This is a genomic window from Neorhizobium vignae (assembly GCF_000732195.1).
In the GTDB taxonomy this organism is placed as follows: domain Bacteria; phylum Pseudomonadota; class Alphaproteobacteria; order Rhizobiales; family Rhizobiaceae; genus Neorhizobium; species Neorhizobium vignae.
Genome location: NZ_JNNU01000012.1, coordinates 14,899 through 35,127, shown reverse-complemented (window position 1 = coordinate 35,127; position 20,229 = coordinate 14,899). Strand labels below are relative to the sequence as shown.

Below are 20,229 nucleotides of genomic sequence, written 5' to 3'. Positions count from 1 at the left end.
GGCCCGGATTGAATACGGAAACGGACATGTCAGGCACCAACAGCGAGCGCGAACTCATAGCCGAAGGACCGGCGGTCATCCTGGTCGAGCCGCAGCTCGGCGAGAATATCGGCATGGTGGCGCGCGCCATGGCCAATTTCGGCCTCGCCGAACTGCGCCTCGTCAACCCGCGCGACGGCTGGCCAAGCGAAAAGGCCCGCTCCGCCGCCTCCAAGGCCGATCACGTCATCGATGGCACCAAGGTGTTCGAAACGCTCGAAGAGGCGATCGCCGACCTCAACTTCGTTTATGCGACGACCGCGCGCGAACGTTACGGCTTCAAGCCGGTGCGCTCGCCGGTGACCGCTGCCGAGACGCTCCGCACCAAGTTCAAGTCGGGCGAAAAGACCGGTATTCTCTTCGGCCGCGAACGCTGGGGCCTCACCAACGAGGAAGTGGCGCTCGCCGATGAGATCGTCACCTTTCCGGTCAACCCCGCCTTCGCCTCGCTCAACATCGCCCAGGCCGTGCTGCTGATGTCCTATGAATGGATGAAATCCGGCATGGACGATCTTGCCGAGACGGTCTTTCTGCCGATCGAGCAGCGTCCTTCCACCAAGGAACAGGTCATTGGCCTGTTCGAGCATCTGGAAGAGGCGTTGGACGCCCGCAATTATTTCCATCCGCCCGCGAAAAAGCCAAGAATGATCGACAACCTCCGAGCCGTCATCTCGCGGCGGGGTTTTACGGAACAGGAGATCAGCGTGTTCCGGGGCGTCATCAACTCGCTCGACCGTTTTCCCCGCGGATGGTCGAAAAAGGACGGGCCGAAGCCTGAAAAGGCGGATCTGCCCAAAGGGGAATCTGGGGAGACTACGGGGAATGGCGCAGACGAATGAATCGAAACCCGTGCTGATGTTCGATTCGGGCATTGGCGGGCTGACGGTGCTGCGCGAGGCGCGCGTGCTGATCCCGGAACGCGGCTTCATCTATGTGGCCGACGATGCCGGTTTTCCCTATGGCGACTGGGAGGAACCGGCCCTGCGGGAGAGGATCATCACCCTCTTTGCAAAACTTCTCGACGAATACGATCCGGAAATCTGCGTCATCTCCTGCAATACCGCCTTCACGCTGGTCGGCGCCGACCTGCGCGAGACTTTCCCCAGGACGACCTTTGTCGGCACCGTACCGGCGATCAAACCGGCGGCGGAACGCACCCGTTCCGGTCTTGTCTCCGTTCTCGCGACGCCGGGCACCGTCAAGCGCGCTTATACCCGCGACCTCATCCAATCCTTCGCCACCCAGTGTCATGTGCGCCTCGTTGGTTCGCAGAACCTGGCCCGCATGGCGGAAGCCTATATCCGCGGCGAGACGATTTCCGACGAGGCTGTTCTGGCCGAGATCGCCCCCTGTTTCGTCGATAAGGACGACAGGAAAACCGATATCGTTGTGCTCGCCTGCACCCATTATCCGTTCATGGCAAACGTCTTCCGCAGGCTTGCCCCCTGGCCGGTCGACTGGCTCGACCCCGCCGAGGCGATCGCACGGCAGGCGCGTCGAAAAGTGCCGCTGGTCGAGGGCGCCGAGCACCCCGACGATTACGACTTTGCCGTCTTCACCTCCGGCAATCCCGACTTCGCCACCCGCCGTCTGATGCAGGGTTTCGGTCTGAGGGCGTGAGCGCCATCGAGCAGTGTGGCTTATTTGCCACGTTTTTTCTGTGATGAATGCAATTCGCGATTGTGTGCTTGCTCATCGGGCGATCTCGTGTATCATTTATCTATTCCGCAAATCGAACACAGGAGGCGTGAAATGAAGTCGATTACCATGTTTATGCGCCTTTCTGGCGGAACGGCTGTTGTGGCCTCGGTGTCTCGTACATCGATGCCGGCCGGCATGTGCTTCCAGACTGTGTAAGTCCGGATTTCCGCCGTTTTGGCACTTTTCCCATTGATCTGACGTGACCGGCTGACGAAGCGATTTACCGCGTTTCCTCGTCCGCATCCGCACGTCTTTCTTCATCTCAGAGGACCTGGTCGCGACATGCGCCGGGACGGAAAATCATGCGTGAATCACAATTTATAGTTGCTGATACCCTTTCGGCTGCGGTTCATGAACTCTGCCGCGAACATGGCGTCTGGAAGACTGCCGGTGCACTGCTCCTGACAGCCTGGAGAGGTCGTCAAGAACGGAACCAAGTCTCTGATCTCTCCAATCGGATGCGCCGCGATATCGGTTTCCCCGAACTTGAGGACGACCGCCGAAATGTCCGGTTCAGCCCTTGGGATGTCCGGCTGTGAAAGGAGTAGGATGGGTCTCCGGCGGGCTTGCCGCCGGGGCCTCACGTGGAGGTCTCTATGGCTGGAGCTGAAAGAATGACGGCCGTCATCCGCAAACTTCGCCGTGACGATATGGCGGCCGCCGCGAGCGTCCACCGTGTATCCTTCGACGAGCGGCTGCCCTGGCTGGCTCAGTTCCACACACCGGAAGAGGATGGCGCATACTGGAGAGGGCATCTCTTTACGACTTGCGATATCTGGGGCGCCGAAAGGGACGGCGACTTGCTCGGCGTTATCGCGTTCCGCGAGGACTGGATCGACCAGTTCTATATCCTGCCGGGCGTGCAAGGGCAGGGGATCGGTTCCCGGCTGCTGGACATCGCCAAAGGTGCCCATCCTCAGCTTTTTCTCTGGACCTTCCAGCGCAATGCCGCCGCCCGCCGTTTCTACGAGACGCGTGGTTTCATCGCGGTCGAGGAGACCGATGGCACTGGCAATGAAGAGAAGGAGCCGGACGTTCTCTATCGGTGGGTGCGCGGGGACTGAATAAAACACCGCTTGCAAACTGAAAAATTCGATGGCTTGCTCCCCTCATTCTCTGGAGGAACATTCGCATGTCGCTTGAACACTGGCTCGCTTTCGTTGCCGCCTCGTCGGTTCTCCTGGCCATTCCGGGGCCGACGATCCTGCTCGTTATTTCCTATGCGCTGAGCCACGGCCGCAAGGTGGCATCCGCCACGGTCGCCGGTGTGGCGCTCGGCGATTTTACCGCGATGACCGCCTCCATGCTCGGTCTCGGCGCGCTACTTGCGACCTCCGCAGCGCTCTTTACCGTGCTGAAATGGGTGGGTGCCGCCTACCTGATCTATCTCGGCATCAAGCTGTGGCGCGCGCCTGTTTCGGAACGGGCGGCCGAGGTGAGCGAGGCGGAGGTGGCTTCGGTGAAACCGCTCAAGATTTTTCTGCACACCTATGTCGTGACGGCGCTGAACCCGAAGAGCATCGTCTTCTTCGTGGCCTTCCTGCCGCAGTTCCTCGACCTCAGCCAGCCGCTGTTCTTCCAGATGGCCGTCTTCGAAGTCACTTTCCTGGTGCTCGCAACCCTGAACGCCACACTCTATGGTGTGCTTGCCTCGATGGCGCGCAACACGATCCGCAAGCCGAAGGTGCAGCGGATCGTCAACCGCACGGGCGGTTCGCTGATGATCGGCGCCGGGCTGCTGTCTGTGGGCTTCAAGCGCGCGGCGGCCTGAGCGTCATCGGGGAGGAAGAGCTGATGATCACCGGGCGTTGCCATTGCGGCGAGACCGTTTTCGAGATCAAGGGGGAACTGCCGCAGGCACTCACCCGCTGCACCTGCACCTTCTGCTCCAGGCGCGGGGCACTGCATGCCTACTACGAGCCGAAGCAGGTAAGGGTCACCGCCGATGCCGCGAGCGACAGAGTTTATCGCTGGAACACCAAGACGGTGGCGCATCATTTCTGCGGCACATGCGGCTGCACCACCTATAGCGACAGCCCGGATTTCCAGCAGGATGGCACCTGGGATGGCAAGACCCGGCGTATCGCCGTGAATGCCCGGCTGTTCGACGATTTCGATGCCGAGGACTGGCCGCATACGGTCATCGACGGCCGGCACCTCTGGTAGGAGAAGAGCGATGAGTGACGTTACCCTGCTTGCCTTTGCGATCGTCGCGTTGATCGGCATCGCCACACCCGGGCCGACCGTTCTCCTGGCGCTTACCAACGGCTCGCGTTACGGCCTGCGTCGCGCGCTGCCGGGCATGGCCGGCGCGATGATCTCCGACTTCGTGCTGATCGGCGCGGTGGCGCTCGGCCTCGGCGCGCTGCTGGCGGCCTCCGAATTCTGGTTCTCGGTCGTCAAATGGCTGGGTGCCGGTTATCTCGCGTGTCTCGGGTTCATGCTTCTGCGTTCGAAAGGCTCGCTTGACGTAACGGCAGGCGATGCTGCGGCCGGTTCGGGTTCCGCTACGTCAATCTTCCTGAAGAGCTTCCTCGTCGCGGTGACCAATCCCAAGGGATACCTGTTCTTCTCGGCTTTCCTGCCGCAGTTCATCGCGCCGGACGCGCCGCAGTTTCCGCAATATGCGGTCCTGACGCTCGTCTTCGCGCTGATCGATTTCGTCGTCATGTTCGCCTATGCGCTGCTCGGCTCGCGGGCCGTGCATCTGCTCAAGAAGAAGGGTGCGCTCTGGCTCGACAGGCTCTGCGGCGGGGCGCTTCTGGCGCTGGCCGGCTCGCTGGCATTCTATCGTCGCGCGGCGTCCTGAGCGGTTTCGCAAAGGCCTGTGCATTTTCGATCTTGCCCGGCGAAACGAATCCCGATCTCTGTTAGAGTTCTGGAGTCGCGGCCTCAACGGTCACCGCGAAGAGACAGCATACGAGGTAAGTGCATTGCAGGTCGGCATCGATATGGGAATTGTGTCCGGGGGCGCTCCGGCCAAGCTCGATATCGAGGAGCTTCTGGCGACCCGTCTGCTCGTCCAGGGAAATTCCGGCTCCGGCAAGTCGCATCTCCTGCGCCGCCTGCTGGAACAGTCCGCGCCCTGGGTGCAGCAGGTGGTGATTGATCCGGAAGGCGATTTCGTCACTTTGTCTGAAAAGTTCGGCCATGTGGTGGTCGATGGTGAGCGCAGCGAGGCCGAGCTTGCCGGCATCGCCAACCGTATCCGAAAGAATCGCGTCTCCTGCGTCCTGACGCTGGAAGGCCTCGATCTCGAAGAACAGATGCGGGCGGCGGCGGCCTTCCTGAACGGCATGTTCGATGCCGACCGCGAATACTGGTATCCGGTCCTTGTTGTCGTCGACGAGGCGCAGATGTTCGCGCCGTCGGTCGGCGGCGATGTATCGGAAGATGCCAGGAAGCTCTCGCTCGGCGCGATGACCAACCTGATGTGTCGCGGTCGAAAGCGCGGGCTCGCCGGCGTCATCGCCACCCAGCGGCTGGCAAAGCTCGCCAAGAACGTCGCCGCGGAAGCCTCGAACTTCCTGATGGGCCGCACCTTCCTCGATATCGACATGGCACGTGCCGCCGACCTGCTCGGCATGGATCGCCGCCAGGCGGAAATGTTCCGTGACCTGAAGCGCGGCAATTTCGTCGCCCTCGGTCCGGCTCTGTCCCGCCGCCCGCTGCCGATCGTCATCGGAACGGTCGAGACGTCGGCGCGCTCTTCGAGCCCGAAGCTGATGCCGCTGCCGGATGCGCCGCAGGATGTCGAGGACCTGATCTTCACCCCTGATCCGGAAGAATTCACCCGGCCGATGGTCCGCCGCGCCCCGCCGGCGCCGCGGCCGACGACCGATATTCTGGCCGAACTGTCGCGCTCGACACCCGCCGCCGTGCCGGCGCCGCAGGAGCCGCGTGTCGCCCAGCCGGAATTGTCCGCCGAAGAGCGCGAAGAACGGCTGTCCGCGGTGCTGTCGGAGATTCTCGATGACGTGCAATCCGCCTATCGGACGGATTCTGTCCTGTATCAGGATTTTCTGGTGCGCGCCCGGATGCGGCGCCTGCCCGGACCGCCGCTGTCGCTCGGTGAATTCCGCCGCCGCACGGCGATCGCCCGCTCGGGCGTCGATATGGAAACCGCTTCAAGCGAGGCCTGGGCGACGGCGCTGTCGCTGTCATCTGGCGTTTCGGATGACCTGCAGGGCGTTTTCCTGCTGATGGCGAAGGCGGCGATATCAGGGGAACCATGTCCCTCGGACGCCCGGATCGCCCGGGCCTACGGCACCCACTCGGCGCGCCGCGCCCGCCGCCTGCTCGGTTATTTCGAGGAACAGGGCCTGATCGTCGTGCATGCGGACTTTTCGGGCAAGCGCATCGTTGCCTTCCCTGACCTGCAGGCAGAAACCGCGCCGGGTAGTGCCGACGCACCGGATGTGGGCGAGGAGAGGCTCGCTGCCGAATAGCCGTCAGTGGATGTGAAAGTGCGCTTCCACCGCTGCGGCGATAAAGGCGCGCCGCGCCTCCGAAGGCTTCGATTTCCCCTTCAACGCCTCGTCGCAGACCTGTTCCGCGAGATGATGCTGGCTGCCGTGATAAGCCGGCCAGAAGCGGTCGAGGACGGTTTTCGCGTCGCGTACCGTCTTGACGGTGCGGACCATGCCGGTTTCCGGATTTTCGATCCTGATCGGGCTGCTCCAGAGTTTCGAGTTCATGACACAACACCTCCTTTCCTTAAGATGGTGCCAACGCCTTGCCGCGTCAAAAAAGCCTGCGGACAGCCTTGCCGAAAGGTTAAGAGACCGGTGCAGTTGACATTCCTGTGACATCCGCCTAAACACCGCGCCAACGCCGGGCCGAAAGACCCGGTGTTTCACTGACATGTCCCGTGGTTTTCTCCGGACGCTTTCGTGAGAGACCTGTCAGAGCCCTTAAATCAGGGCTCAGAGGAGGGCGTGTTTCCTTGATCCGGCTTGGCAACAGGCCGGTGTAACCTGTTGAAAGGAAATACGATGAGCAAGCGCGAATCGTCCAAATACAAGATCGACCGCCGCATGGGCGAAAACATCTGGGGTCGTCCGAAGTCCCCGGTGAACCGCCGCGAATACGGCCCCGGCCAGCACGGCCAGCGCCGCAAGGGCAAGCTTTCCGACTTCGGCGTGCAGCTGCGCGCCAAGCAGAAGCTCAAGGGCTATTACGGCGACCTGCGCGAAAAGCAGTTCCGCTCCATCTATGACGAAGCCAACCGCCGCAAGGGCGACACTTCGGAGAACCTGATCGGCCTGCTCGAATCGCGCCTCGACGCGATCGTCTACCGCGCCAAGTTCGTTCCGACGGTCTTTGCTGCCCGCCAGTTCGTCAACCATGGCCACGTCACCGTCAACGGCGTTCGCGTCAACATCGGTTCCTACCGTTGCAAGGCCGGCGACGTCATCGAAGTCCGTCAGAAGTCGAAGCAGCTCGTCACGGTTCTCGAAGCCGTTTCGCTCGCTGAACGCGACGTTCCGGACTATATCGAAGTTGACCATAACAAGATGGTTGCCACCTTCGCCCGCGTTCCGGGCCTGAGCGACGTTCCTTACGCCGTCATCATGGAACCGCAGCTGGTCGTCGAATTCTACTCGCGTTGATGAATTGCCCTTCGGGGCGGTTCTGCGACACAAAAGAAAAGCCGCCTTTCGAGGCGGCTTTTTTGTTTTCGGCTGGTCGCCTATCTGAGGCATCTGGTCACGAGAGGAGCCGCCTCACTTGGAGGCGGCTTTTTTCTTCTCTGCTGTCGCGGTCTCGGCCTTGACCGTCGCCACGGTCTCCAATTGTGGAGTCACCGCTTCCTTCGGGGCTTCGCCCATGCGGTTCCAGGCGTCGAGGCCGGCGATCTTGTAGGCTTCGGCGAGCGTCGGGTAGTTGAAGGTGTTCTCGACGAAATATTCGACCGTGCCCTTGAGGTTCAGCACCGCCTGGCCGATGTGGACAAGTTCTGTCGCACCTTCGCCGACGATGTGGACGCCGAGCAGGCGGCGGGTCTTCAGCGAGAAGATCAGCTTCAGAAGGCCGGTATCGAGGCCCATGATGTGGCCGCGCGAGGTCTCGCGGAAGCGGGCGATGCCGCATTCATAGGGAATGCCGCGCTCCTTCATTTCCTCCTCGGTGAGGCCGCAGGTGGAAATTTCCGGCACGGCATAGATGCCATAGGGGAAATATTTCTGCGGTTCCTTGGCAATCGCGCCGACGGCGACGCGCGCCGCGACGCGACCCTGCTCCATCGAGGTTGAGGCAAGGCTCGGAAACCCGACGACATCGCCAGCGGCATAGATGTTGGGAACGGAGGTTTCGAAGGTTTCCGGATTGACCTTGAGGCGGCCGCGGCTGTCGGCCTCGAGGCCGGCTGCGGCGAGGTTCAGCGTATCGGTGGCGCCCATGCGGCCGGCGGCGAACAGCACCATGTCGGTAACGATCTGGCGGCCGCTGTCCACGTGCACCATGACCTTGCCGTCCGGCAGTCGTTCCACCTTGTCCGCCTTCTGCCCGAGCAGCAGCTTCATGTTGCGGTCGCGCAGCTGATAGGTGAAGTCCTCGACGATCTCCTTGTCGATGAAATCGAGCATGGTCGGCTTCGGGTCGATGACGGTCACGGCCGCATCCAGCGCGCTGAAGATCGTCGCGTATTCGATGCCGATGACGCCGGCGCCGATCACGACCATGGAACGGGGGAGCTGCTCGATTTCGAGCAATTCGTCGCTGTCGAGAACCGTCTTGCCATCGAAGGGCATATAGTCTGGGCGGAAGGGCTTGGTGCCGACCGCGAGCAGGATCGACTTGCCCATGACGTGCATGACGTCGCCGTCGTCCTTGGCGATTGCCATCGTGTCGGGCGTGACGAAAGTCGCCTTGCCGCGGATGCTCTGGACGCGGTTGCGGGCGAACTGATGTTCCAGCACTTCGACTTCGTGGTCGAGGGTGATCAGCAGGCGGCGGCGCAGATCTTCGGCGCTGATTTCCTGCTTGACGCGGTAGGCCTTGCCGTAGAAGCCGCGTTCGCGCCAGCCCGACAGGTTGAGCGCGGTTTCGCGCAGCGTCTTCGACGGGATCGTGCCCGTGTGGACCGAAACGCCCCCGACCCTCTTGCCCTGTTCGACGACCAGAACCTTCTTGTCGAGTTTTGCTGCCTGGATGGCTGCGCGGCGACCGGCCGGTCCGCTGCCGACGACGATGAGGTCGTATTGGTTCATGGGATGCTCCGCTCCGAATCTGACGGCTGCCGCAATGCGGCAGCGCTCACGAATCCCTTTGTAGCCGCCTATTCTAAAGTTTTGATTGCGGCTCGTCCAAGCCTTGATTTGAACCAGTCTGCATCAATTTTGTGCACTGCGAAAATTGCCGAAAAATTAACTTGACGGACGTCTGGAAATCTCGTCCATTCGAACCAATTAAAAATTGGTGCGCTAAATGGTACAGGATAGAGCCGGCGAGGCTCATGACAACTCGAGCTATGCGCTGGATCGCCTGAGGGAGCTTTTAAGGGCGGGAGAATTCGGTTCTGAAGGCCGCCTGCCGACCGAACGCGCTTTGACCGACCTGCTCGGCATCAGCCGCCGCGCGGTGCGACGCGCACTCGAAGTGCTTGAATCCGAAGGCCTCATCTGGCGCCGCCAGGGCTCGGGCACCTTTATCGGCGAAAGGCCGAGCGAGTGGAGCAACCATGTGGGCGCGATCGTCGCCGGCACGGACTTCATGGAGATCATGGAAGTCCGTCTGAGGATCGAACCACAGCTCGCCCAGCTTGCAGCCATGCGCGCCAAGCCGGCGGATATCGTCAAGATGCACGAGATCGCCTCGAAGATCATCGAGAGCAGCGATGCCGATGCCCGCGAACTCTGGGACGGGACGCTGCACCGGCTGATTGCCCAGAGCGCCGGCAACCAGCTTTTCCTGTCGATCTTCGACGTCATCAACCGTGTCCGCCAGGACGAGGCATGGCGGGCGATCCGCGAGCGTGCCCGCTCGAGCGGCAATGCGGTCAACATCTCGTTTGCCCAGCACAAGACCATCATCGAGGCGATCGCCGCGCGTGATCCGGTGCAGGCGGGAGAGGCGATGCGCGAACACCTGCTGATGCTTCAGGAGCGGCTCATCCGCGCGACCTCCCTTGGCTCCGTGGAGCAGGGATCGCTCAGCGAAGCAAGCTGAATGGCCGCCACGCGGCCCACCACCAGAAGCCGGAAACCGGCCAAGACTAAAAACAGGAACCTAAAAACAAGAGAGGAATGTTCATCATGATGCGACTTACCAAGCTTACGACCGCGCTGCTGGCCGGGGCGCTTTTCGCCTTTCCGGCGCTTGCGGTCGATCTGCGCATCGGCCTGCAGGACGATGCCGACGTTCTCGATCCGGCCCAGTCCCGCACCTTCGTCGGCCGTATCGTCTATACCGCCCTGTGCGACAAGCTGGTCGACGTTTCGCCCGACCTGAAGATCGTTCCGCAGCTCGCCACCGAGTGGAAATGGTCCGCCGACGGCAAGGAACTGACGATGAAGATCCGCGAGGGCGTCAAGTTCCACGACGACACCCCGCTCGATGCCGCAGCGGTCGTTGCTACCATCGAACGCAACATGACTCTGCCCGAATCCCGCCGCAAGAGCGAGCTGACCTCCGTCGCCAAGGTCGAAGCGACAGGCCCGCTGGAAGTCAAGTTCACCCTGAAGTCCCCGGACGTGACGCTGCTCGCCCAGCTCTCCGACCGCGCCGGCATGATCGTTTCGCCGACCGCCGCCAAGGCGCTCGGCGCCAATTTCGGCTCCAAGCCGGTCTGCGCCGGCCCGTTCAAGTTCGTCGAGCGTGTCCAGCAGGACCGCATCGTGCTCGAAAAGTTCAAGGATTACTGGGCCAAGGACAAGATCTTCGTCGACAAGGTCACCTACCTGCCGATCCCGGATACGACCGTCCGCCTCGCCAACCTGCAGTCGGGCGACCTCGACTTCATCGAACGCCTGGCTCCGACCGACGTTGCCGCCGTCAAGGGCAACTCGGGCCTGAAATACGATGCGACCGTCAATATCGGCTATATGGCGCTTTACGCCAATGTCGCCAACGGTGCGCGCGCCGACAATCCGTTCGGCAAGGACAAGCGCCTGCGCCAGGCCTTCTCGCTGGCGATCGACCGCGACGCCATGAACCAGATCGTTTATGAAGGCACGGCCGTCGGCGGCAACCAGCCGTTCCCGCCGAACAGCCCGTGGTTCAACAAGGCGATCCCGGTTCCGGCCCGCGACGTCGCCAAGGCGAAGGCCCTGATCAAGGCTGCCGGTTTCGACCGTGTCCCGGTCGAGCTGCAGATCCCGAACAACCCGGTCGCCCAGCAGATGATGCAGATCCTGCAGTCGATGGTCGCCGAAGCCGGCTTCGATGTCAGCCTGAAGTCGACCGAGTTCGCCACCCTGCTCGAAGAGCAGACCCGCGGCAACTTCCAGCTCAGCCGTTCCGACTGGTCCGGCCGCGTCGATCCGGATGGCAATATCCATCAGTTCATCACCTGCAAGGGTGGCATCAACGACGTGAAATACTGCAACCCGGACGTCGACAAGCTGCTCAACGAAGCACGCGCCTCGACCGACGACGCGGTCCGCAAGCAGAAATACGATGCAGCTTCGGTGATCCTCAACGAAGACATGCCGGTCATCTATCTCGGCCATCAGTCTTGGATCTGGGCTTACAAGAAGAGCATTACCGGTTTCGTGGCCAGTCCGGACGGCATGATCCGCCTGCAAGGCGTCAAGAAGGGCTAAGTCTCGGGTGCCGCATGGGAGTGGACCCATGCGGCACTTTTCCTGCATCACTTTGTAACAACGTTGCTCAACGGGGGACGGCGTCATGCCTGTCTACATCGGAAAGCGTCTGCTGGTCGCCATCCCGACCTTGCTGATCATCTCCATTTTTGTCTTTTCACTGCAGAAGCTGCTGCCCGGCGATCCCATTCTGGCGATGGCCGGCGAGGAGCGTGACCCTGCGGTCATCGAATTCCTGCGCGACAAATACCGGCTGAACGATCCGGTCGTGGTGCAATATTTCTACTGGCTCGGCGGCGTGTTGACTGGTGACTTCGGCATCTCGCTGCGCACCAACCAGCCGGTCCTCGAACTGATCCTCCAGAAGCTGCCGGTAACGATCCAGCTCGCCGTCATGGCGATGTTCTTCGCCATGCTGATCGGTATCCCGATCGGCATCCTGGCGGCGGTCAAGAAGAACACGTTCATCGACTACATCGCCAACGTGCTGGCGCTGACCGGCCTGTCGATCCCGAATTTCTGGCTCGGCATCATGCTGATCCTGCTGATCTCGGTGCAGCTCGGCTGGCTTCCGGCCTCGGGCTTCGAGTCGATCTTCGTCGATCCCGTCCGGTCGCTGCAGACCATGGTCATGCCGGCCTTCGTGCTCGGCAATGCGCTTGCCGCGACCCTGATGCGCCATACCCGCTCGGCGATGATCGGCGTGCTCAGCGCCGACTATATCCGCACCGCCCGCGCCAAGGGCCTATCTCCGCGGGAAGTCATTCTCAGCCACAGTTTCCGCAATGCGCTGCTGCCGGTGGTGACCCTGTCGGCGCTGCTGTTCGGCGAACTACTGGCCGGCGCCGTCCTGACCGAGCAGATCTTCACCATCCCGGGCTTCGGCAAGCTGATCGTCGATGCCGTCTTCAACCGCGACTATGCGGTCGTGCAGGGCGTCGTGCTGTGCACGGCAGTCGGCTTCATCGTGATGAACCTGATTGCCGACGTCCTTTATGTCCTGCTCAATCCGCGTCTGAGGGCCACCCTATGACCACGATCGACCAAGCACCGCCCGTGGCGGCCGCCAAGCGCGACAAGAGCCGCGCCTGGCGCAAGATGAAGAAGAACCGGAGCGCGCTCGTCGGCGCCGTCATCGTGCTGTTCTTCACGATCCTGGCAGCCGGCGCGCCGATCCTGCCGATCATCGATCCCGTCGCCACGAGCTGGACGGCGATCCGCAAGGCGCCCTCGGCCATGTACTGGCTCGGCACCGACGACCTCGGTCGCGACATCCTGTCCCGCATGATCTGGGGCGCCCGGGCCTCGCTGATGGCCGGTGTGTTCTCCGTCGCCATCGCGGTCGGCATCGGCGTGCCGTTCGGCCTCATCTCGGGTTATTTCGGCGGCTGGGTGGATATGGTGATCTCGCGCATTACCGAGGCTCTGCTCGCCATGCCTTTCCTGATCATGGCGATCGCGCTCGCCGCATTCCTCGGCCCGAGCCTGATGAACGCGATGATCGCCATCGGCCTGTCCGCGATGCCGATCTTCGTGCGGCTGACCCGCGGTCAGGTCCTGGCGGTCAAGACGGAGGACTATGTCGAAGGCGCACGCGCCGTTGGCCTCAACCACTTCGAAATCATGACCCGCTACATCCTGCCCAACGTTTTCGCACCCATCATCGTCCAGGCGACGCTGACGATCGCAACGGCGATCATCGCCGAAGCGAGCCTTTCCTTCCTCGGCCTCGGTCAGCAGCCGCCAGCCCCCTCCTGGGGCTCGATGCTGAACGTCGCCAAGAACTTCCTGAGCCAGGCGCCCTGGATGGCGATGTGGCCGGGCGCGGCGATCTTCCTCGTCGTCATCGGCTTCAATCTTCTCGGCGACGGCCTGCGCGATGCGCTGGATCCTCGCGAGGCATGACGGCCGCGCCAAGCATGATTTGAAAGGACCAATATCCATGACTGAATTCACCACACGGCCGGAAATCCTCGGCACGTTCGGCGTCGTCACCTCGACCCACTGGATCGCTTCGGCCGTCGGCATGGCGATCCTCGAAAAGGGCGGCAACGCCTTCGATGCGGCGGTTGCGACCGGCTTCGTGCTGCAGATCGTCGAGCCGCATCTCTGCGGCCCGGGCGGCGACATGCCGGCCGTCTTCTACTCGAAGAAGAAGGACAAGGTCGAAGTCATCTGCGCCCAGGGACCTGCGCCGGCCGGCGCCACCATCGAGCACTACACGTCGGAAGGCCTGAAGCTGATCCCCGGCGACGGCCTGCTCGCGACCGTCATTCCCGGCGCCTTCGACGGCTGGATGCTGATGTTGCGCGACTACGGCACGATGAGCGTCCGCGACGTGCTGGAGCCGGCGATCTATTACGCCGAGCACGGCCACCCGATGCTCGCCCGCGTTTCCGCCACCATCAAGGGGTTGGCGAACTTCTTCGAGACCGAGTGGCCGACCTCCTACGCGACCTGGCTTCCGGGCGGCGTGGCGCCCGAAGCGCAGAGCAATTTCAAAAACCCGGTGCTCGCCGAGACCTGGAAGCGCGTCATCGCCGAGGCCGAGGCCAAGACCGGCCGCGAAAACCAGATCGAAGCAGCCCGCGATGCCTTCTACCGCGGCTTTGTGGCGGAGGCGATCGACCGTTATGTCTCGATGGCTGAGGTGATGGATGCGAGCGGTGCCCGCCACAAGGGCGTGCTGACCGCCGACGACATGGCCAACTGGAGGGCGACGGTCGAGGCGCCGCAGACCTATGACTATCACGACTGGACCGTCGCCAAGACGCCGGCCTGGGGGCAGGGGCCGGTGCTTTTGCAATCGCTGGCGCTGCTGAAGGGCTTTGACCTCTCGGCGATGGATCCGGCCGGACCGGATTTCGTGCATGTCGTCGTCGAGGCCATGAAACTCGCCTTCGCCGACCGCGAAGTCTATTACGGCGATCCGGATTTCGCGCAGATCCCGACCGAATACCTGCTGTCGGAAGGCTACAATGCCGAGCGCCGCAAGCTGATCGGCAGCCAGGCCTCGCTGGAGCTGCGGCCGGGCCGCGTCCCCGGTTACGACCACCAGTTCGACCTCACCATGGGCATGCTCGCCGAAGTCAGCGGTAAGGGCGCCGTCTACGAGCCGACCATGTCGCACCTGACCGAAAAGCGCGGCGACACCGTGCATATCGACGTCATCGACCGCTGGGGCAACATGGTCTCCACCACGCCGTCCGGCGGCTGGCTGCAGTCCTCGCCGATCGTGCCCGGCCTCGGTTTCGCGCTGAATTCCCGCGCCCAGATGTTCTGGCTGAAGCCCGGCCTGCCGACTTCGCTGGAACCGGGAAAACGCCCGCGCACGACGCTCACCCCGTCGCTGGCGCTGCATCAGGGTCGCCCGACGCTGGTGTTCGGCACGCCCGGCGGCGACCAGCAGGACCAGTGGCAGCTGCCGTTTTTCCTGCGTTACGTCCACCACAAGCCGAACCTGCAGGCGGCGATCGACATGCCCCTATTCCACACCACCCATTTCCCCGGCTCCTTCTATCCCCGCACCAGCCAGCCGGGAAACATCATGGTGGAAAGCAATATCGGCGCCGACGTGCTCGACGAGCTGCGTCGCCGCGGCCATCAGATCACCGTTGCCGATCCCTGGAGCGTCGGCCGGCTGACCGCGGCGCGCCGCGACGCGGACGGATTGCTGCGGGCGGCGGCAACACCGCGCCTGATGCAGGCCTATGCGGTCGGGAGATAAGCCATGACATGGTCGATCGTCGCACGCGATCCGCAAACGGGTCATTTCGGGATTTCCGTCGCCAGCCGCTTCTTCGCGGTCGGCGCCGCAGTCCCGCATATCAAGGGCAGGGTGGGGGCTGTCGCCACCCAGGCCTTTGTCAGCCCGCTCTACGGCACCGACGGACTGAAACTGCTGGAAGAGGGCAGGAGCCCGCAGGAGATCATCGAGACACTGACGGCGCGTGATGACGGCCGGCGCCAGCGCCAGTTTCATCTGATCGACGCCCACGGCCGCAATGCCGCCTATACCGGCGAGATCTGCGTCGACTGGGCCGGCCATCTGGTCGACGACAACGTCTCCGTTGCCGGCAACATGCTGGCCGGACCGCAGGTGATCGCCGAGACGCTGCGGGTCTACAAGGAAAAGGCGGCCGAGGGCGCGCCGCTCGCCGAGCGCCTGCTCGCCGCCATGGATGCCGGCGAGGCAGCCGGCGGCGACAAGCGTGGCAAGCAGTCCGCCGCGATGGTTCTCTATCGCGATCAGGATTACCCCTGGCTGCGCATCAATGCCGACGACCACACCGATCCGCTCGGCGAACTGCGCCGTCTCTATGCAGTGGCGCAGGAGCGTTTCCTGCATGTCGCCGAAACCATGCCCACCCGCGAAAACCCGCACGGCATGACCGACCGCCGGATCATCGACCAGAAGATCGCCGAGCTGGAAGCCGCCCGCGAGGCGGAGGGCCGCGCATCGGCCTCCTTCGCCACCCCCTGGAAGCCCCAATGACGGAAGCACCGATGACCGAGACACCTGTTCTTTCCGTCAGGAACCTGACGACATCCTTCCTGGTCGACGGTGAATGGAAAAGCGTCGTCCGCGACGTCTCCTTCGACGTGCACCCGGGCGAGACGGTGGCGATCGTCGGCGAGAGCGGCTCCGGTAAGAGCGTTACCTCGCTGTCGATCATGCGTCTGCTGGCCGCAAACACCAGCAGGATCGAGGGCAGCCTCCTGCTCTCCGGCCGGGATCTCCTGTCGATCTCCGAAAAGGAGATGCGCGGCGTGCGCGGCAACGATGCCTCGATGATCTTCCAGGAGCCGATGACATCGCTCAACCCGATCTTCACGATCGGACGGCAGATCTCGGAAGTGCTGACCCGCCACAAGGGCATGTCGAAATCCGAGGCACGCGCCGAAACCGTGCGGCTGCTCGAAAAGGTCCGCATCCCGAATGCCGGCGCGCGCTTCGACGACTATCCGCACCAGTTCTCCGGCGGCATGCGCCAGCGTGTGATGATCGCCATGGCCCTGGCCTCGAAACCCAGGCTGCTGATCGCCGATGAACCGACCACCGCGCTCGATGTCACCATTCAGGGGCAGATCCTCGACCTCATCAAGATCCTCCAGGAAGAGGAGGGCATGTCGGTGCTCTTCATCACCCATGATATGGGCGTCGTCGCCGAGATCGCCGACCGCACCATCGTCATGTATCGCGGCGAGGCGGTCGAGAGCGGTCCCACCGAAGAAATATTCCATCGCGGCAAACATCCCTATACGCGTGCGCTTCTCTCAGCCGTGCCGCGGCTAGGCTCGATGCAGGACCGCAAATGGCCGACCCGTTTCCCGGTCGTCGACATCAATACCGGCGAGACCGCCGAACCCAAGGAAGTCGCAGGCACCGTTGATACCCGCAAGACCCCGGTTCTGGCGGTGAAGAACCTCGTCACCCGCTTCGCCGTCCGTTCCGGACTTTTCGCAACGCAGACGGGTTCCGTCCATGCGGTCGAGAACATTTCCTTCGACCTCTTCCAGGGTGAGACCTTGTCACTGGTCGGTGAATCCGGCTGCGGCAAGTCGACGACCGGCCGTTCGATCATGCGGCTGATCGAGCCGACCAGCGGCGACGTGGCGCTCGACGGTTACGATGTCCTGCGCCTCGACCAGACGGGCCTGCGCGATATGCGCAAGACCATCCAGATGATCTTCCAGGATCCGTTCTCGTCGCTCAATCCGCGCATGACGGTCGGCGCGGCGATCTCCGAACCCTTCGTCAAACACAAGCTCGGGAACGCGAAGGACGCCAAGGAAAAGACCGCCGACCTGCTCCGCAAGGTCGGCCTGTCGCCCGACATGGCAGGCCGTTATCCGCACGAATTTTCAGGAGGCCAGCGCCAGCGCATCGCTATTGCCCGTGCCTTGTCGCTCGATCCGAAGGTGATCGTCGCGGACGAAAGCGTCTCGGCGCTCGACGTGTCGATCAAGGCACAGGTCTGCAACCTGCTCCTCGACCTGCAGCAGAACCTCAACCTCGCCTTCCTGTTCATCAGCCATGACATGGCGGTGGTCGAACGGGTCAGCCATCGGGTGGCGGTGATGTATCTCGGCGAGATCGTCGAGATCGGCCCGCGCGCCGCGGTCTTCGACAATCCGCAGCATCCCTATACAAAAAAGCTGATGGCCGCCGTCCCGGTGCCGGATCCGGCCCGTCGCGGCATCCGTCGGGGCATCTCCAACGACGAGCTGAAGAGCCCGGTCCGTCCGATGGGTTTCCAGCCGCCGGTGCGCGAGTACCGTGAAGTGTCTGCAGGCCACATGGTGCAGGTGGCTTGAGGCGAGAATTCAGATCAGCCTGAGACCCTTCAGGCTGACATGCCCGTCCTTGCCGATGATGATGTGGTCGTGCACCGTGATGCCGAGAGGTTTTGCGGTGTCGACGATCGTCTTCGTCATGTCGATATCGGCGCGGGAAGGGGTCGGGTCACCACTGGGGTGATTGTGGACCAGAATAAGAGCGGTCGCCGAGAGCTCCAGGGCCCGACGAACCACTTCGCGCGGATAGACCGGCGTATGGTCGACGGTACCATGGCCCTGCACCTCGTCGGCGATCAGCGCATTCCGCTTGTCGAGGAAGAGGATGCGGAACTGTTCGCGTGGTTCATAGGCCATGATCGCATGGCAGTAATCGATGACCGAGGACCAGGAAGACAGGACCTGCTTGCCGCGCAGCTCGCTTTTCAGCATCCGATGACCGACGGTCGCGACGAGCTTCAGGTCGAGCGCCACCGCCTCGCCGACGCCCTTGACCTCCTGCAGCAATCCGAGCGGTGCCCCCAGAACGCCGGCAAGCGTTCCGAACCGGGCGATCAGCGCCTTGGCAAGCGGTTTCGTATCGCGGCGCGGGATCGACCGGAACAGCAGGAGTTCAAGAATCTCGTAGTCGGCCAGTCCGGTATCGCCATGTTCGCGATACTTGGTTTTGAGTCGTTCGCGATGGCCGTGGTAATGCGCGCCCGACTCTTCGTCGTCCATCGAGGCCGGTTTCTTGATGGCTTTCGGCTTGGTCAGCTGTTCGGAGAAAAAACCGCGCTCGTCCTCGATGAAGGACGTCTGTTCGTCCGGGGGAGGAGCGGACCGGTTGGCCATCCGTTACCTCGAAAGCGGCGGCAGGCCGGGCCGGTCGAAGCCTCCGGGCGACAAGGTGAAGATCTCGCAGCCGGTGGCGGTGACGCCGATCGCATGTTCGTATTGCGCCGACAGCGACCGGTCGCGGGTGACCGCCGTCCAGCCGTCGGAAAGCACCTTCACATGCGGTTTGCCGAGATTGATCATCGGCTCGATGGTGAAGATCATCCCTTCCTTCATTTCCGGGCCTTCGTCGGCACGGCCGTAATGGAGGATGTTGGGCGAGTCGTGGAACAGCCGGCCGACGCCGTGGCCGCAGAAATCGCGCACTACCGAGCAGCGCTCCGCTTCCGCATAGGTCTGGATCGCCTCGCCGATAGCACCCGTGCGCGCGCCGGGACGGACCGCCTCGATGCCGCGCATCAGGCATTCATAGGTGACTTCGAGCAGGCGCTCGGAAGCGCGCTTGATCTGCCCGACCGGATACATGCGGCTCGAATCCCCGTGCCAGCCGTCGAGGATATAGGTGACGTCGATGTTGACGATATCGCCTTCCCGCAAAGGCTTGTCGTCCGGAATGCCGTGGCAGACGACGTGATTGATCGAGGTGCAGGATGATTTCGTGTAACCGCGATAGTTCAGCGTCGCCGGCAGCGCGCCGTGATCCATGCCGAACTCGAAGACGAAGCGGTCGATGGCATTGGTGGTGACGCCGGGCTGCACGATCGCCGCCAGCTCGTCGAGGCAGCGCGCCGTCAGCAGGCAGGCCTTGCGCATCCCGGCAAAGTCTTCCGCAGTGTAGAGCCGGATCGCACCCGTATTCTTCAGGGGGGCGGAGACCGCCTCGATATAGTTGACCATGGTTCTTCTCTCGCAATCTCTCCGTTCATAAAACAGCCGAGCCCCGTTCGTCCATGGTGATCAGCCCCGCGGGCACGATTTCCTCCGGTGAAACGTGGCAATGCACGGCATAGGCCTCCACCCCGCGGGATTTGGCACGCTCGAAGGCGAGTGCGTAGAACGGGTCGAGGTCGGCGCAGATGCGGAAACGCGAGCAGTCGTGCCGCTGGATGAGGTAGATCATCACCGCCCGGTGACCGGCCTGCGCCATGTCGCCCAGTTCTTCCAGATGTTTGGCGCCGCGCTTGGTCACGGTGTCGGGAAATTCCGCCAACCCCGGCTCGCGGCAGAAGTGGACGTTTTTCACCTCCACATAGGCATTCGGCATGTCGCCGCCCAGAAGCAGGAAGTCGATGCGGGAATTTCTGCCGTAGCGCTGTTCGCGCAGGATCGTCTCATAGCCGCGAAGGCTCGGGATCAGCCCGGCGCGGATCGCCTCTTCCGCGAGCCGGTTCGGCAGGCCGGTATTGATGCCGACGCGCTCGCCGTCCAACTCGACCATCTCGAACATGTGCCGGTATTTGCGGGTGGGGCTGTCATGCAGCGACACCCAGATCTTCGAGCCTGGCGTCGTCAGCCCGCGCATCGAACCGGTATTCGGGCACGAGCCGGTAAACGGCGTGCCATCCGCCAGCACGGCGTCGAACAGGAAACGCTTATAGCGCTGCAGGAGGGTGGCAGGCACCAGTGGGGGATCGAAGCGCATCTGCGAATA

General features: G+C 62.8%; 20 protein-coding genes. 15 read left to right on the top strand and 5 right to left on the bottom strand.

Features of this window, described 5'->3' with window-relative positions; translation table 11 throughout:
• Positions 1–26: 26 nt before the first annotated feature.
• The 7 genes from GQ59_RS20325 (at position 27) to GQ59_RS20290 (ending at position 6,188) form a co-directional block, all read left to right on the top strand.
• Positions 27–878 carry an RNA methyltransferase gene (locus tag GQ59_RS20325; protein WP_037084518.1) on the top strand — a complete coding sequence of 284 codons (852 nt, stop codon included), beginning with the start codon at positions 27–29 and terminating at the stop codon, positions 876–878.
• On the top strand, positions 862–1,659 hold the full coding sequence (gene murI / locus GQ59_RS20320) for a glutamate racemase (RefSeq protein ID WP_037084517.1): 798 nt from the start codon (positions 862–864) through the stop codon (positions 1,657–1,659). The genes GQ59_RS20325 and murI overlap by 17 nt, the downstream gene beginning before the upstream one ends.
• 695 nt (positions 1,660–2,354) lie before the next feature.
• Positions 2,355–2,804: a GNAT family N-acetyltransferase gene (locus GQ59_RS20310; protein ID WP_174459626.1), complete on the top strand. Its 450-nt coding sequence runs from the start codon at positions 2,355–2,357 to the stop codon at positions 2,802–2,804.
• 68 nt (positions 2,805–2,872) lie between these two features.
• Positions 2,873–3,511 (top strand): LysE family translocator, encoded by a 639-nt coding sequence (locus tag GQ59_RS20305; protein ID WP_037084512.1) that lies wholly within the window; start codon positions 2,873–2,875, stop codon positions 3,509–3,511.
• A gap of 23 nt (positions 3,512–3,534) precedes the next feature.
• Positions 3,535–3,906 (top strand): GFA family protein, encoded by a 372-nt coding sequence (locus GQ59_RS20300; RefSeq protein ID WP_037084509.1) that lies wholly within the window; start codon positions 3,535–3,537, stop codon positions 3,904–3,906.
• Between the two features lie 10 nt (positions 3,907–3,916).
• The gene (locus GQ59_RS20295) at positions 3,917–4,549 is read left to right on the top strand and encodes a LysE family translocator (protein WP_037084507.1); all 633 of its coding nucleotides are present in this window, start codon (positions 3,917–3,919) and stop codon (positions 4,547–4,549) included.
• A 124-nt stretch (positions 4,550–4,673) separates the two neighbouring features.
• The gene (locus tag GQ59_RS20290) at positions 4,674–6,188 is read left to right on the top strand and encodes a helicase HerA domain-containing protein (protein WP_037084505.1); all 1,515 of its coding nucleotides are present in this window, start codon (positions 4,674–4,676) and stop codon (positions 6,186–6,188) included.
• 3 nt (positions 6,189–6,191) lie between these two features.
• On the opposite strand, the gene GQ59_RS32560 is transcribed toward GQ59_RS20290, so the two are convergent.
• Positions 6,192–6,437: a DUF982 domain-containing protein gene (locus GQ59_RS32560; protein ID WP_037084504.1), complete on the bottom strand. Its 246-nt coding sequence runs from the start codon at positions 6,435–6,437 to the stop codon at positions 6,192–6,194.
• Between the two features lie 297 nt (positions 6,438–6,734).
• Here GQ59_RS32560 and rpsD point away from each other — a divergent pair, with 297 nt between their 5' ends.
• Positions 6,735–7,352, top strand: a complete 618-nt coding sequence (gene rpsD, locus GQ59_RS20280) for a 30S ribosomal protein S4 (protein ID WP_037084503.1) — start codon at positions 6,735–6,737, stop codon at positions 7,350–7,352.
• A 114-nt stretch (positions 7,353–7,466) separates the two neighbouring features.
• On the opposite strand, the gene sthA is transcribed toward rpsD, so the two are convergent.
• Positions 7,467–8,951 carry a Si-specific NAD(P)(+) transhydrogenase gene (sthA, locus tag GQ59_RS20275; protein WP_037084501.1) on the bottom strand — a complete coding sequence of 495 codons (1,485 nt, stop codon included), beginning with the start codon at positions 8,949–8,951 and terminating at the stop codon, positions 7,467–7,469.
• A 217-nt stretch (positions 8,952–9,168) separates the two neighbouring features.
• Here sthA and GQ59_RS20270 point away from each other — a divergent pair, with 217 nt between their 5' ends.
• From GQ59_RS20270 to GQ59_RS20240, 7 genes are all read left to right on the top strand, one after another.
• Positions 9,169–9,909 carry a FadR/GntR family transcriptional regulator gene (locus GQ59_RS20270; RefSeq protein WP_037084500.1) on the top strand — a complete coding sequence of 247 codons (741 nt, stop codon included), beginning with the start codon at positions 9,169–9,171 and terminating at the stop codon, positions 9,907–9,909.
• Positions 9,910–9,998: 89 nt separating this feature from the next.
• The gene (locus GQ59_RS20265; protein WP_037084738.1) at positions 9,999–11,504 is read left to right on the top strand and encodes an ABC transporter substrate-binding protein; all 1,506 of its coding nucleotides are present in this window, start codon (positions 9,999–10,001) and stop codon (positions 11,502–11,504) included.
• An 85-nt stretch (positions 11,505–11,589) separates the two neighbouring features.
• Complete coding sequence (locus GQ59_RS20260; RefSeq protein WP_037084498.1) at positions 11,590–12,537, top strand: ABC transporter permease; 948 nt, start codon at positions 11,590–11,592, stop codon at positions 12,535–12,537.
• Entirely contained in the window at positions 12,534–13,409 is an 876-nt protein-coding gene (locus GQ59_RS20255) for an ABC transporter permease (protein WP_037084497.1), read from the top strand. Before GQ59_RS20260 ends, GQ59_RS20255 begins: the two co-directional genes overlap by 4 nt.
• Before the next feature lie 37 nt (positions 13,410–13,446).
• Complete coding sequence (locus GQ59_RS20250; RefSeq protein WP_037084496.1) at positions 13,447–15,231, top strand: gamma-glutamyltransferase family protein; 1,785 nt, start codon at positions 13,447–13,449, stop codon at positions 15,229–15,231.
• A gap of 3 nt (positions 15,232–15,234) precedes the next feature.
• Positions 15,235–15,999 carry a DUF1028 domain-containing protein gene (locus GQ59_RS20245; protein WP_037084493.1) on the top strand — a complete coding sequence of 255 codons (765 nt, stop codon included), beginning with the start codon at positions 15,235–15,237 and terminating at the stop codon, positions 15,997–15,999.
• An 11-nt stretch (positions 16,000–16,010) separates the two neighbouring features.
• Positions 16,011–17,822: an ABC transporter ATP-binding protein gene (locus GQ59_RS20240; protein ID WP_037084737.1), complete on the top strand. Its 1,812-nt coding sequence runs from the start codon at positions 16,011–16,013 to the stop codon at positions 17,820–17,822.
• A 9-nt stretch (positions 17,823–17,831) separates the two neighbouring features.
• Here GQ59_RS20240 and radC read toward each other — a convergent pair whose 3' ends face one another.
• Genes radC through sfsA form a run of 3 tightly spaced genes read right to left on the bottom strand, consistent with a single transcriptional unit; the run spans position 17,832 to position 20,220 of the window.
• A complete protein-coding gene (gene radC / locus GQ59_RS20235; protein ID WP_037084492.1) occupies positions 17,832–18,635 on the bottom strand; it encodes a RadC family protein in 804 nt (267 codons plus the stop codon).
• 3 nt (positions 18,636–18,638) lie between these two features.
• On the bottom strand, positions 18,639–19,475 hold the full coding sequence (gene map, locus GQ59_RS20230; protein WP_037084490.1) for a type I methionyl aminopeptidase: 837 nt from the start codon (positions 19,473–19,475) through the stop codon (positions 18,639–18,641).
• Between the two features lie 25 nt (positions 19,476–19,500).
• Positions 19,501–20,220, bottom strand: coding sequence for a DNA/RNA nuclease SfsA (sfsA, locus tag GQ59_RS20225; RefSeq protein ID WP_037084489.1), 720 nt, complete (start codon positions 20,218–20,220; stop codon positions 19,501–19,503).
• Positions 20,221–20,229 lie beyond the last annotated feature (9 nt).

Bases quoted from the DNA above. Each gene is read 5' to 3' on its own strand.
- GQ59_RS20325 (WP_037084518.1), top strand. From the start codon at position 27: ATGTCAGGCACCAACAGCGAGCGCGAACTCATAGCCGAAGGACCGGCG.
- murI (WP_037084517.1), top strand. From the start codon at position 862: ATGGCGCAGACGAATGAATCGAAACCCGTGCTGATGTTCGATTCGGGC.
- GQ59_RS20310 (WP_174459626.1), top strand. From the start codon at position 2,355: ATGACGGCCGTCATCCGCAAACTTCGCCGTGACGATATGGCGGCCGCC.
- GQ59_RS20305 (WP_037084512.1), top strand. From the start codon at position 2,873: ATGTCGCTTGAACACTGGCTCGCTTTCGTTGCCGCCTCGTCGGTTCTC.
- GQ59_RS20300 (WP_037084509.1), top strand. From the start codon at position 3,535: ATGATCACCGGGCGTTGCCATTGCGGCGAGACCGTTTTCGAGATCAAG.
- GQ59_RS20295 (WP_037084507.1), top strand. From the start codon at position 3,917: ATGAGTGACGTTACCCTGCTTGCCTTTGCGATCGTCGCGTTGATCGGC.
- GQ59_RS32560 (WP_037084504.1), bottom strand. From the start codon at position 6,437: ATGAACTCGAAACTCTGGAGCAGCCCGATCAGGATCGAAAATCCGGAA.
- rpsD (WP_037084503.1), top strand. From the start codon at position 6,735: ATGAGCAAGCGCGAATCGTCCAAATACAAGATCGACCGCCGCATGGGC.
- sthA (WP_037084501.1), bottom strand. From the start codon at position 8,951: ATGAACCAATACGACCTCATCGTCGTCGGCAGCGGACCGGCCGGTCGC.
- GQ59_RS20270 (WP_037084500.1), top strand. From the start codon at position 9,169: ATGGTACAGGATAGAGCCGGCGAGGCTCATGACAACTCGAGCTATGCG.
- GQ59_RS20265 (WP_037084738.1), top strand. From the start codon at position 9,999: ATGCGACTTACCAAGCTTACGACCGCGCTGCTGGCCGGGGCGCTTTTC.
- GQ59_RS20260 (WP_037084498.1), top strand. From the start codon at position 11,590: ATGCCTGTCTACATCGGAAAGCGTCTGCTGGTCGCCATCCCGACCTTG.
- GQ59_RS20255 (WP_037084497.1), top strand. From the start codon at position 12,534: ATGACCACGATCGACCAAGCACCGCCCGTGGCGGCCGCCAAGCGCGAC.
- GQ59_RS20250 (WP_037084496.1), top strand. From the start codon at position 13,447: ATGACTGAATTCACCACACGGCCGGAAATCCTCGGCACGTTCGGCGTC.
- GQ59_RS20245 (WP_037084493.1), top strand. From the start codon at position 15,235: ATGACATGGTCGATCGTCGCACGCGATCCGCAAACGGGTCATTTCGGG.
- GQ59_RS20240 (WP_037084737.1), top strand. From the start codon at position 16,011: ATGACCGAGACACCTGTTCTTTCCGTCAGGAACCTGACGACATCCTTC.
- radC (WP_037084492.1), bottom strand. From the start codon at position 18,635: ATGGCCAACCGGTCCGCTCCTCCCCCGGACGAACAGACGTCCTTCATC.
- map (WP_037084490.1), bottom strand. From the start codon at position 19,475: ATGGTCAACTATATCGAGGCGGTCTCCGCCCCCCTGAAGAATACGGGT.
- sfsA (WP_037084489.1), bottom strand. From the start codon at position 20,220: ATGCGCTTCGATCCCCCACTGGTGCCTGCCACCCTCCTGCAGCGCTAT.